This window comes from Mycoplasmopsis agassizii, assembly GCF_002276225.1.
GTDB classification, from domain to species: domain Bacteria; phylum Bacillota_I; class Bacilli_A; order Mycoplasmatales; family Metamycoplasmataceae; genus Mycoplasmopsis_B; species Mycoplasmopsis_B agassizii_A.
The window spans coordinates 21,722-34,789 of sequence record NZ_NQNY01000006.1; the positions used below are offsets into that span (position 1 = coordinate 21,722).

Consider the following 13,068-nt stretch of genomic DNA (forward strand, 5'->3'; position numbering starts at 1 on the left):
TTAAAAGTAGTAAAAAATCGTGCTATCTTATGCACGATTTTAAAAAGTATTAATAGTTTTAGGTAAGTAAAATTACTTCTTGATGTTTTTAATTGCTTCAAGAAGTTGGTCAAAACGATCATCAATTTTCTTATTTAATTTTTCGTTTTGCTCTCTAGATTCTTGTCTAACTTCATCAATTTTTTGATTCAAAATTTCATTTTGCTCTCTAGATTCTTTTCTAACTTCATCAATTTTTTGATTCAAAATTTCATTTTGCTCTCTAGATTCTTTTCTAACTTCATCAATTTTTCGATCCATAGTAGCAACTAATTCAGTTTTTAGTTCTAAATTTTTTTGATCAATAATTTGAATTAATTCATTTTTCAGTTCTTGATTTTTCTGATTCATTGTAGTAACTAATTTAGATTCTAATCCTTGGTTTTTCTGATCAATGTATTTAACGATTTTAGGATCTATTCCTGAATTATCAGTTCCACCCTTACCATCGCCTCCACCTGTGAAAATAGTTTCAATGTCAGGTTTCTTCAGATCGCCTTTGATTTGTAAATCGTATTGAATACCTGAGGCATCATTAAACTGTGTAACCACACTTTTTGTAATGTTAGCATTATAATTCTTAAAAATTCAGGTAATTATTCTTCTGATTGTAGCCAAAGTAGCAGGTAAAGATTTAATCGTTTTAATTGCTCTTAAAAATTTATTTTCACTTTTATCTTTTGACATTTTTCTCCTAATTATTTTTTAATGTTTTCAATAGCGTCAAGAAGTTGATCAAAACGATCGTCAATTTTCTTATTCAATTTTTCGTTTTGTTCTCTAGATTCTTGGCGAACTTCATCAATTTTTTCATCAATGATCTGAACTAATTCATTTTTCAGACCAAGATTTTTCCGATCCATTGTTTCAATTAATTCATTTTTTAACTCTAAATGTTTTTGATCCATTGTTTCAATTAACTTGTTTTTAGTTCTAGATTTTTCTGATCAATAGTTGCAATTAATTTAGATTCTAATTCCTGATTTTTCTGATCAATATATTTAACAATTTTAGAATCTATTCCTGAAGTATCAGTTCCACCTTTTCCATCGCCACCTGGAAAAAATTTTTCAATATCAGGCTTTTTCAAATTACCTTTCATTTGTAAATCATACATAATTGATTAAGCATCATTAATTTGTGTTATTAGACTTTTTGTTATTTCTATATCATAATGAATGTTAATTCAAGTAAGTATGTCTCTAACTGCTTTTATAGTACGTGGCAAGGCTTTAATTTTTTTAATTGCTTTTAAGAATTTATTTTCTTTTTTATCTTTTGACATTTGTCTCCTTAAATAGATTCCTTTTAATTATAAACTAGAATGGTTAAAATTACTTGATGTAGGCTAAAATACCTATTTAAATGAAAATATTATGAAAAATATAGCCCCCATTTGCTATGTTTTTGAACTAATATTTTGAATTTTTAATGTGATAGTTGCTTAAAAAACTGATTAATTTTTGCTTTTAACTTATAAAAAAATAGAGTCAAAACATTGACTCTATTAAAAATTTTATTTCTTAAATTCATGCATATTATCGCTAGTTCTTGCTGCTTCAATCATGAAACGAATTGCTGCCGCTAGACCACTATTAAATAAGTTTCTTTGTGTATCTGTAACTTCTGGTGAATTAGTCCATGCTTTTCTAGCATTTACTGTTTCTAAAAATTTAGAATGAACATCCATGAAATAATATTTATATTGATCTAATACTAGATATGAATCTTGTCCTGTACCATCGCCTGCATTTTTTCAAGGTCAACCAGTTGCTTCTGCTGAATAAGTTAACTTTCTAAAGTTTTGTCATCCACCTATTACTCTTGTGGTTGAATTAGATCCTATAGCACCAAACTTATTATCTGTATTACCATGTGGTGTAACTGTAGTAGGTAAAGTAGATGAATCATAAGGATAGATGATGAACAATTCTTTTTCATCTAAACCTGTTGAAAATCTTTTCTTAATAAAATTAGCATAGTAATTAGCAAAACTAGTTAGTTTATTACTATCACCATCTGTCACAGCAATTGCTGTATCAATTAAGGTTTTGAACTTATCATAAGTTTCAAAACCTGCTACATGAATCTCTGCATATTTATGACTCTTATTAGCGGGTACATCTTTATTAACTACTAATGGTTCATAAACTTTATTTGAATCATGATCTTCAAAAAATAGTGGTGCAAATTCTGCTACTTCAATATCTTTAGTAAAATTTAGATCAACACCTTGTTTAGTTTGTAGTTTAAGATCTAACTTAGTTACTAATTTATTATTTGTTACTGATAAAGTAGAACTTGCTTGTGTACCTGGTTTTAATACTAAGTTATTAACTAGATCAGCACTTAAACTAGTATTAGTTAAAGCTGCTAGTGCATTAATAAAATCACTTAAGGTACTTGTTTTAGTTTTATGATCCTTATTAACATAATCAGCAATTTTTTCTAAATTAGTTGCATCTAATTTAGAAATTACTTTTGCTGCTAGTTTATCTAATTCTTGTTGCAATGACTTACTTAAGTCTTTGACAAAACCTGAAACAGTTGCTTTCATACCTGCTTCAGATTGAGTTGTGGTTTTACTTCCATCTTCTTTATAAAAGTCACTACCTTTAGAAAGAACTAGTTTAACTTCTAGTGTACCTTTAGCATCATCTGCAGAATTAGCAACTGCTGTAAAACTTTTAGTTAAACCAACTGGCACTGCTGTTAAAGTATGTAATAGATCTGTTTCTTTAAAAGTAGCTAACGCTTTTGAAGCTAGTTGTGATGATTTAGCAGCAATTACTTGTAAATTACGGTTAGCTTCATATCAAGAACGAATCTGCATAACATCAGCAGAAGCAGGTGCACCGACTGTGAATTTGACATTTTTTAATGTAGCATCTGCTGTTTTTTTAAGTTCGCCATACTTGATAGTAATTTTAATATTAACTTTATCATCAGCATCACCTTTAGTAACAGTAAGTGCTGTTAACTTAGTATGGGTACCTAAGATATTATTTAATGTTGTACTGCTTTTTTTAGCAAATAAAGCAAGTAAATTAGTTTTTAGATGATCATCTGCTTTTAATGCTTTAATAGCATTAATAGCATCTGTTTGTGTAGGATAAGAACTAAATAGATCAAGATCTTTTAATTCATTAACGCCTTTTTGAATTTGTTCTAGTGCTTTTTGATCATTATGATCTGGTTGAGGTTGTTCTGAACAAGCAACTGCAACTGCAGTGCTTGCTAAAAAACCTAAACCAAGCGAACTAAGTAATAAAATTTTTTTATGTTTCTTTTTCATTTTAAAATCTCCGATATCTCAAAACGTATGTTTTGGAGTGTTAAAACTTTTTTGTGCTTTTAACACAAAAATGTTACTACTTTGACAAAAAAGTCCAAAGATATAAAAAAATGAAAAATTTTTTCAGGTTTTTTATTTTATTGTGCTAGTCACTATAAAATTACATATTAAAACTACCAATTTTTGGTTAGTTTTTACGCTATCGAATATATGATTTGCTTATCTACTGGAAATTAAAAAAATGTTATAATTAAAGAAGTTAACTGCCTTTTGTTAATTAAAATGATCTAGTTTAAAGGTGAAAAATGTCAAAAAATTCTGAAGAAGATGTAAAAAACAAAGTTATTCTCCCTGCAATTGAAGCATCTGGTTGAGACAAGAATCAAATGAATTTTGAACTCGGTGTAACAAGTGTTGGTGAAATTACTGTTGTAAAAAATATTGCTAAAAGAAAACGAGAACGTAAAGCAGATATTGTTTTAACTAAAAAAATTAATAAAGATTTTAAGCTTGCAGTAGTTGAAGCTAAAAATGATCGTAAACCTGTTAGTGAAGGACTTGAACAAGCAAAATATTATGCAGAAAAATTAGATGTTTATTTTGCTTATTCAAGTAATGGCAAAGGCTTTACTGAATATGATTTTTTTACAGGTATAGAAAAAAATCTAGGTATCAATGAATTCCCAACTGAAGAACAATTATGAAATCGTTATCTAGAAGGTAAAAATCTTAATCAAGATCAAGTTAAAGTTATTAGTGATCCTTTTTATGTAGATTATAGTGGTGATTCTAAGAATTCTAAAAAACCACGATACTATCAAGCAGTTGCTATTCAAAAAACAATTGAAGCAATTGCCAAAGGTCAAAAAAGAATCTTATTAGTAATGGCAACAGGTACTGGTAAAACCTATACTGCTTTTCAAATTGTGCATCGCTTAAGAGAAAATAAAATCGCTAAAAGAGTTTTATTTCTAGCTGATCGCAATATCTTAATTGATCAAACAATGAATCAAGATTTTAAACCGTTTGCTAAAGTAATGACTAAAGTACAGGATAAAAAACCTGATAGTGCTTATGAAGTTTATATGAGTTTATACCAACAACTAGATGGTGATGAAGGTAAAGAACCTTTTCGAGAATTTGATAAAGGTTTTTTTGATTTAATTATCGTTGATGAAGCACACCGAGGCAGTGCTAAAGAAGAATCTAGATGAAGAAAAATTTTAGAATATTTTTCTTCAGCGATTCAAATCGGGATGACTGCAACACCTAAAGAAACTAAATATATTAGTAATATCGAATACTTTGGTGAACCTGTTTATACTTATAGTTTAAAACAAGGAATTGAAGATGGTTTTCTAGCTCCTTATAATGTTACAAGAATCTTTTTAAATAAAGATATTGAAGGATATTATCCTGAACCAGGAAAATTAGATGTTGAAGGTGAATTAGTTGAAGAACGTTTATATACAACTAAAGATTTCAATAGAAACATCGTTATTGATGAAAGAACTAAAGTTGTTGCTAAAGAAATAACTAAGTGATTACATGAAAATGGTAGATATAGTAAAACTATTGTTTTTTGTGTTGATATTGAACACGCCGAAAGAATGCGACAGGCACTTGCTAATGAAAATTCTGACTTAATGAAAGAAAATCATAAATACATTATGAGAATTACTGGTGATAGTCCTGAAGGTAAAAAACAACTAGATTATTTTATTGATGTTGATTCAAAATATCCTACAATCGTTACCACTTCTAAATTATTAACAACTGGGGTGGATGTCAAAACTTGTAAATTAATAGTACTTGATAGTAATATTACTTCAATGACAGAATTTAAACAAATTATTGGCCGTGGTACTAGAATAGTTGATGTTGCTAATAAAGACATTCAAAAGATGTTTTTTACAATCATGGATTTTCAAAATGTTACGCATTTATTTAAACACCCTGATTTTGATGGTACACCTATGGTTATTAAAGAAATCAAAAATGGTGATGAAACAGTTATTAAAACAACTGATGAAGATGATAATCAGGACACAACTATTTGTGAACCTGCACCTGATTTAGATGAAACTAATACAAAAAAGAAAATCAGAGTTAATGGTGTTGATGTTAAAGTATCTGCTAAACATGTTGAGTATATTTTAAATGGTAAATTGACAACTGAGAGTATTGTTGATTATTCAAAAAGAAATATTTTGAATCAATATGCGACTTTAGATGATTTTATTCATAATTGAAAGGCAGCAGATAAAAAATCTGTAATTTTGGAAGAACTTGAAAAACATGGTGTTATGTTAGAGCATCTTAAAGATGAAATCAAAAAAGATTATGATGATTTCGATTTAATTGTTAAGATTGCTTTTGATCAAGAACCCCTTACTAAAACACAGAGAATCAAATGAGTTAGAGAAAAAGGACTTTTAAGTAAGTTTTCAAAAGCGTGTCAAGAAGTCTTATCTGCATTACTTGATAAATATCATGATGGAAGCATTAAAGATCTAGAAAACACTAAAATTTTAGAAACTGCCCCTTTTGATAAATTAGGTAAGCCTTGAAAAATTACTGATTATTTTGGTGGTAAAGAAGCATATTTACAAGCAGTTAGTGAACTGCAAAATTGAATCTATGAAATTAGATAAATAAAGGATTATAAATGAGTTTAAATACATTTGTTAGATCAATACAAAATATCATGCGTGGTGATAGTGGCATTAATGGTGATGCCCAACGTATTGAACAAATGACATCATTTCTTTTTTTAAAAGTATATGATGCAAAAGAAAAAGATTGAGAGTTTCATGAAAGCAATTATGAATCAATCATTCCTGAAAAATTAAGATGAAGAAATTGGGCAGTTGATAATAAAGATGGCAAAACAATGACAGGTCAAGAATTACTTGATTTTGTTAATAATTCATTATTTCCATCTTTAAAAAATCTAGTAATTGATTCTTTTACACCAATGCGTAAAAAAATTGTTAAGGCTGTTTTTGAAGATGCTAACCAATATATGAAAGATGGGATTCTTCTTAGAAAAGTAATTAATGAAATTGATGAAATTGATTTTGATGATTATAATGAAAGACATTCTTTTGGTGATATCTATGAAACTATATTAAAAGGCTTACAAAGCGCTGGTAATGCTGGTGAATTTTATACACCTAGAGCTGTTACTGATTTTATGGTGCAAATGATTAATCCTAAATTAGGTGAAACAGTTGCAGATTTTGCTTGTGGAACTGGTGGATTTTTAACTTCTACTTTAAAATTATTAAAACAAAGTCAAGTTACAGTTGATGATCTTGAAAAATATAATCAAAGCGTTTACGGTGTAGAGAAAAAACCTTTACCATATCTTTTAGCAATTACTAATTTATTATTACATGATGTTGATAGCCCTAAAATTATTCACGGTAATTCATTAGAGAAAAATGTTAGAGAATATAGTGAAGAAGAAAAATTTGATGTTATCTTAATGAACCCACCTTATGGTGGTACTGAAAGTGATGCAGTTAAAAATAATTTTCCAGCAGATCATAGAAGCAGTGAAACTGCTGACTTATTTATTTCCTTAATTATGTATCGTTTAAAAGAAAATGGTAGAGCTGCTGTAATTATTCCTGATGGTTTTTTATTTGGAACAGATAATGCAAAAAGTGCAATTAAAAAGAAATTATTAGAAGAATTTAATTTACATACAATTATCAGAATGCCAAAAAGTGTTTTTTCTCCATATACTTCCATAGCTACAAATATTCTGTTTTTTGATAAAACTAAGAAAACAGAAGATGTTTGATTTTATCGTTTAGATATGCCTGAGGGGTATAAAAATTTCTCTAAGACTAAACCAATGAAAACTGGACACTTTAATGATGTAATGATGTGATGAGATAATCGTGAAGAAATTATTGAAGGTACTTTAGCAAAAGCAAAAAGATTTACAACCTTAGAACTTGAACAATTGGATTATAATTTTGACCAATGTGGATATGATATTGAAGAAGATGAAATATTAGATCCAAAGGATTTAATAAACAAATATAATAAAGAAAGACAAGAACTAAACCATAATATTGATATTGTCTTAAAAGAAATATTAGACATTTTAGAAAGCGATGATTAGATGAGCCCTGAAGATTTAAAAGCTAGCATTCTTAAATGAGCAATGACTGGTAAACTTACAAAACAAAAACCTGATGATGAACCAGTTGAAATTTTATTGGAAAGAATTAAAATTGAGAAGCAAAAATTGTACAAAGAAGATAAACTTAAAAAACAAGTTGTAGAGAATTATCTAATATATGAAAATGAAAATTCTGTTTATTACGAAAATAAATCTAACTCATTAAAATCTGAAATAATAAATGTTCCTTATGTAATACCAAAATATTGAAAATATAGAAGATTTAAAGATATAGTAAATTTTTATATTGGTAAAACACCTCCTAGATCCAACCCTGAATGATGAGGTAATGAAATACCTTGAGTTTCTATTGCAGACATGACACCAAATGGAGTTATTAATAAGACAAAAGAATCACTTTCAGACAAAAGTCAAAAACTATTTAACAATAAGATATCCCCAAAAGAAACACTTATCATGAGTTTTAAATTAACAGTTGGGCGCGTCTCAATCTTAGGAATAAATGCAACTCATAATGAAGCAATAATTTCAATATTTCCTTATAGTGATAAAAATTATGTTTTCAGAAATTTCTTGTTTAATATACTTCCAACGATTTCTAATGAGGGAAAATTTAAAAACGCTATTAAGGGAATGACATTAAATTCATCAAGTATTAGCAATTTGCTTATACCTATTCCAAGTATTGATGAACAAAATCGCATTAATAAAAAAATACAAATACTAGAAGAAAAATTAGCCAAATATTCTGAGTATTATTATAGGTTACAAGAATTAAATATCAGTTTAACAAAAAAATTATCTGTAAGTGTACTAAAAAAACTTATTCAAAATGATGGATTTAAAAAACGAAAAATTTACAAAGAAAAACTTATCGATATAGCAGGAATAACTATTGGAAAATATATTTCTTCTAAGGAAATTATTGATGATGGAGAGTTTGTTGTTATGGGTGGTGGGTTTAAATCTACAGGAAGATACAACAAGTTTAATTTTGAAAAAGGAATTGTAATACCTAACCGAGGAAGCTATTCTGGATATGTAAATTATTTAACGGAAAAATTCTGAGCCACTTCTAATGCTTTTGTTATCAACCCAATAAACAATATTTTGCTAGATAAATTTCTGTATTATTATTTAAAATCGCTTGAGTATAAAATAAGAAATTCAAAATTTGGAGGTGCAATTCCTATGTTGACAAGAAAACAAATTGAAAATGTTATAGTAGAAATACCATCTTTGGAACAACAAAATAAAATACTTGAAAAATTGGATGAGGTATTTAAAAAAAATAAGAACTTAGAGTTATTAGTTAAGTAGTTTAAAATTTTTAAAAAACATAAGGAACTAAGATGGAATTAAATAAATGTCTTGAGGATAATAATAGTCAAATTGAAAAACTTATATCTGTACTTTCAAATGATAAAGGATTATTATTTTCAACACTATTCGATAAATTAAGAAAATTCTTAGAATCGTTGTTTATACAAATATACAATCACAGTAATCAAAATCAACTTTTTTGTAATGATAAGGAAAATATTGATACTGCAACAAAGTTTGTTTTAGAAAATAATAAATACAAAAAAATCATGCCCCTTTTTGATTCTTATCAAGTATCTTCATCTCATTTTGGGCATGGATATGATGGTTACGAGCGATTAATGTATTGATTTCAAATAAAACTAATTGAATTAAAACAATTTATGAAAGATGATCTTGAAATTAATATTTTAGGAAATATAGAAAGTATAATTGCGCAACAAAATATCGATTTACATGAATACTATTCTAACATTCACGAAAAAGTTTTTGATTTTCGTAATCTTGAATTAAAGGAAGAATTTTCAGACAGGTTTTATGTTGAAAAAATTAAACCAGTTTTTATTAATAAAGATTTATTTTACGAAATAACTGTTTTTAATTGAAGAAATAGTCAAGCAAAAAATAATAAAAAAATATTTTTTTCCAAAGAACTAATACCTGATAATTATTCTGTTCAACTTAGATGATACGAAGAAAAAATACAATTTTTCAATAATGAATCTTCTATTAACATAGTAACTAAATGAATGTTTAGAATTAGGATGTGTGAATTAGAACATTTTGCTAAATTATTAAATTTAAATATTTCATTTGGAAATACACATGAATTTGAACAAATAATGGAATATTTGACAATCAATAATCTTAATCTTTTTGATGTTGTTTCATTATCTGACGAAGAATACGATATTTTAAATACTAAAATACACAAAAATAAAAGGATTAGTTTATCTTTTTTTAACTTTTTGAATAGATGTAGAGAAATTATTAAAAATAATGAGTTTGGAAAAAACATAATAAGTTATTTACTTTTTAAAATGAATAATGATGTTATTAAATCACAATTAAGTTATTGACCAAATGAACGGGCACCATTGCTAAATATATCATCATCTGCAAATTCATTTGAAAGAATGCCTTATGCAAGATCATTAATTGCACATAATCCTAAATTAACAGATTTGCTTAAATGTATATCTCCTAAAAACAGAAGTCACGAATTATTATTTAGAAGAATTGAAACTTATACAGAATATAGTTCAAAATTATATACATCTATTGATGAGTTAGGAAAAGATATCCCTATAAAACTTTTAGTCAGTAAATTCAATTCATCATTTTCAACAGAATATGATGATAAAAAAATCAAATTTACAGATAAAAGAGATTATATTTATATTCAAAAATATCAAACTGTTATTCTAAAATTGATTAATAAACTTATTGAATTATCTAAAGAAAAAGGTGAAGAATACAAAGAATTATCTAAAAAATATTTGTTAAATAAAAATAATATAAGAACTAAAAAAATAAAAATAATTAAAAATTTATTTTTAAATTCAAGAATAGCAATAATTACTGGTGATCCAGGCACTGGAAAAACAACAATCATAAATAATATTGCAGAAATATTTAAAGATTATAAAAAACTATTCTTGGCAGTGACAAATAATGCGGTTGAAAATCTAAGGCTAAAAATATTAGATAGAAATAATGCTAGTTTTTCAACAATTGCAAAAAATATTAATCAATATAATCAGAATGGCAAAATTGAAGTCGATTTACTGGTGGTTGATGAAGCAAGTACTATAAGTAATAAGGAAATGTTAGAAATACTTGAAAAAAATAAATTTAAATTTTTGTTAATTGTTGGAGATGTTAAACAAATTCCGTCCATTAGATTCGGTAACTGATTTCGCTTTATTAATGAATATTTTAAAGAAAATATTTATGTTTTAGATGATCAATTTAGAACAAAAGATAAAGGTTTAAAAAAGGTTTGATATTCAGCAAAGAAAGATTTTAATTTTTTTTTTGAAAATTTGACTAAATATAAAATAAATCATAAATTAAAAGATTTTATATTTGAAAAGAATCTGAATGAAATTATTTTAACCCAAAATTATAATGGTATTTATGGCATTAATAATATAAATGAAACTATGCAATATAATAATTTTAATGAAGCTTTTATATGAAAATCTGAAAAATTTAAAATCGGTGATCCAATTGTTTTCAATCAATCATCTAGATTTCCGAACACTTTCTATAATAATTTAACAGGTACTATAAAAAATATTGTTTTAACTGAAAATAAAATTAATTTTGAAATAGAAATTAATCAATCACTAGATAAAAATAATTTAGACCCAGGAATATCATTTGTATCCGAAAAAGATAACAAAACCACAGTAACTATATCAGCCATTAAGCATGAAGATTATGACAAAGATGTTTCTGCAAATGAATCTCAAATACCATTTCAAATTTCATATGCAATGTCTATACACCGTGCTCAGGGTTTAGAATTCGATTCAGTGAGGCTTGTGCTTACAGAAGAAAATAAGGAATTAATAACAAAAGAAATTTTTTATACAGCAATTACTAGAGCAAAAACTAAATTAGGTATATATTGAAGTAAAGAAACAGAAAAATTTATTCTTGAATCATTTGACAATAAAAAATATAAAGACACAGATGAATTTAAAATACTAAAAGGTTTAATAGAAAAACAGAATAAAGATAACTAGGTTAATTACTAATTTGTTATTGAAACAAACAAGAAAAATAATTGGTTGCTACACAAAAAAAGATGAAACCCTTGACAAGTTTCATCTTTTTTAAATCAATTTAATTAAGCTTTATTAACTGAACCAAATTCTTGCATTTTTTCAGTTACTGTATTAATCATAGCTTCAATTCCAGGCGCATAAATTTTACGTGGATCAAAGTTTTTACCTTGATCAATTTTACCTGAAATAACAAAATCTTTAATAGCAGCAGCATTTGCTAGTTGTAATTCTGTATTAACATTAATTTTAGCAACACCTAAAGAAATTGCTTTTTGAATTTGTTCTTTAGGAATCCCGCTACCACCATGTAAGACAATTCCTACACCTGCAGCTTTTTTAATCATTTCTAATCTTTCGAAGTTTAATGATTTTCATGATTCAGGATAAGGTCCATGGATATTACCAATTCCTGCAGCTAAAACATCAATACCTAAAGCTGCAATAGTTTTAGCTTCTTCAGGATCTGCTAGATCACCATTACCTACGATCCCATCTTCTTCACCACCAATAGTTCCTACTTCTGCTTCAAAACTAACTCCTTTAGCTTTTGCTAAAGTAATTAGTTCTTTAGTATTTTTAATATTAGTTGCAAATTCTTCATGGCTACCATCATACATAACAGATGTATACCCTGCTTCAATTGCTTTTTTAACACCTTCATATGAACCGTGATCAAAATGAAGGGCAACTGGTACTGAGATTTTTAAATCATCTACTAGGGCTGAAACTAAAGCAACCACTGTTTTAACTCCACCCATATATTTAACAGCACCTTCGCTAGTTGCTAGCATAATCGGGCTATTATTTTTTTGTGCCGCTAATAAAGCTGCTTTAGTTCATTCTAAATTATTAATATTAATATGAGGAATTGCATATTTTCCTTGCTCTGCAGCTTTTAGCATTTTTGATGCTGATACTAATTTTGACATTTTAAACTTCCTTTTATAATGTTTCTTTGAAACTAAATAAGAAACCATCATCTAAATTGTTAACACTAACGTTACCATCAGAAATTAAAAGGGTAAAAATTTCACCTCTTTTTTTATCTAGTAATTTAGCATATTCAATTTGATTTGCTTCAGCTCATGCTGCTCATTTGATTCTAAAATGATTTTCAATCACTTCAAAGATTTCTTCAAATCTTTTTTCACCACTTTCAAATAGGTGGTAAATAATTTCTTGTACAGATGATAATCCTGAGATATTTTGCATATTAAGTTTCACTTTCTTAATTTTATTTATAACTTGATCCAATTGCTTGGAAATGGTGCGCCAGAGAGGATTTGAACCCCTAACCCCTTGGGCCGAAACCAAGTACTCTGTCCAATTGAGCTACTAGCGCAAAATTTAAAATTTGCTTTTAAATTTAGCTTTAAAAACTTTTTCAAATCAAAGATTCCAAGCTTTTAATAAAACATTTTTATTTTAATATAAAAAGTATAAATCATTAACAAATT

The 13,068-nt window shown here is 27.0% G+C and carries 11 protein-coding genes and 1 tRNA gene; 4 read left to right on the forward strand and 8 right to left on the reverse strand.

Features of this window, described 5'->3' with window-relative positions; translation table 4 throughout:
* Positions 1-72 precede the first annotated feature (72 nt).
* From CJJ23_RS02310 to CJJ23_RS02325, 5 genes are all read right to left on the reverse strand, one after another.
* On the reverse strand, positions 73-726 hold the full coding sequence (locus CJJ23_RS02310) for a hypothetical protein (RefSeq protein WP_095334766.1): 654 nt from the start codon (positions 724-726) through the stop codon (positions 73-75).
* Between the two features lie 11 nt (positions 727-737).
* Positions 738-947 carry a hypothetical protein gene (locus tag CJJ23_RS02315; RefSeq protein WP_095334767.1) on the reverse strand — a complete coding sequence of 70 codons (210 nt, stop codon included), beginning with the start codon at positions 945-947 and terminating at the stop codon, positions 738-740.
* Positions 948-955: 8 nt separating this feature from the next.
* Positions 956-1,156, reverse strand: a complete 201-nt coding sequence (locus CJJ23_RS02320; RefSeq protein WP_095334768.1) for a hypothetical protein — start codon at positions 1,154-1,156, stop codon at positions 956-958.
* A gap of 6 nt (positions 1,157-1,162) precedes the next feature.
* Positions 1,163-1,324 carry a hypothetical protein gene (locus tag CJJ23_RS05025; RefSeq protein ID WP_180738007.1) on the reverse strand — a complete coding sequence of 54 codons (162 nt, stop codon included), beginning with the start codon at positions 1,322-1,324 and terminating at the stop codon, positions 1,163-1,165.
* 231 nt (positions 1,325-1,555) lie between these two features.
* A complete protein-coding gene (locus CJJ23_RS02325; RefSeq protein ID WP_095334769.1) occupies positions 1,556-3,334 on the reverse strand; it encodes a Vmc-like lipoprotein signal peptide domain-containing protein in 1,779 nt (592 codons plus the stop codon).
* Positions 3,335-3,639: 305 nt separating this feature from the next.
* Between CJJ23_RS02325 and hsdR the strand changes: the two genes are divergently transcribed.
* From hsdR to CJJ23_RS02345, 4 genes are read left to right on the forward strand one after another with little or no spacing between them, the layout of a single operon-like run.
* Positions 3,640-5,988, forward strand: coding sequence for an EcoAI/FtnUII family type I restriction enzme subunit R (gene hsdR, locus CJJ23_RS02330; protein WP_095334770.1), 2,349 nt, complete (start codon positions 3,640-3,642; stop codon positions 5,986-5,988).
* Between the two features lie 14 nt (positions 5,989-6,002).
* A complete protein-coding gene (locus CJJ23_RS02335) occupies positions 6,003-7,472 on the forward strand; it encodes an HsdM family class I SAM-dependent methyltransferase (protein ID WP_095334771.1) in 1,470 nt (489 codons plus the stop codon).
* Positions 7,473-8,813, forward strand: coding sequence for a restriction endonuclease subunit S (locus tag CJJ23_RS05030; RefSeq protein ID WP_095334772.1), 1,341 nt, complete (start codon positions 7,473-7,475; stop codon positions 8,811-8,813).
* Positions 8,814-8,845: 32 nt separating this feature from the next.
* Complete coding sequence (locus CJJ23_RS02345; protein WP_095334773.1) at positions 8,846-11,569, forward strand: ATP-dependent DNA helicase; 2,724 nt, start codon at positions 8,846-8,848, stop codon at positions 11,567-11,569.
* A gap of 104 nt (positions 11,570-11,673) precedes the next feature.
* Here the strand turns inward: CJJ23_RS02345 and fba are convergent, their stop codons facing one another.
* The 3 genes from fba to CJJ23_RS02360 all read right to left on the reverse strand — a co-directional run bounded on the left by fba (position 11,674) and on the right by CJJ23_RS02360 (position 12,953).
* The gene (gene fba, locus CJJ23_RS02350) at positions 11,674-12,540 is read right to left on the reverse strand and encodes a class II fructose-1,6-bisphosphate aldolase (RefSeq protein WP_095334774.1); all 867 of its coding nucleotides are present in this window, start codon (positions 12,538-12,540) and stop codon (positions 11,674-11,676) included.
* 13 nt (positions 12,541-12,553) lie between these two features.
* Positions 12,554-12,823, reverse strand: coding sequence for a hypothetical protein (locus CJJ23_RS02355; protein WP_180738008.1), 270 nt, complete (start codon positions 12,821-12,823; stop codon positions 12,554-12,556).
* A gap of 53 nt (positions 12,824-12,876) precedes the next feature.
* Positions 12,877-12,953 (reverse strand) — tRNA-Arg (locus tag CJJ23_RS02360).
* Between the last annotated feature and the right edge of the window lie 115 nt (positions 12,954-13,068).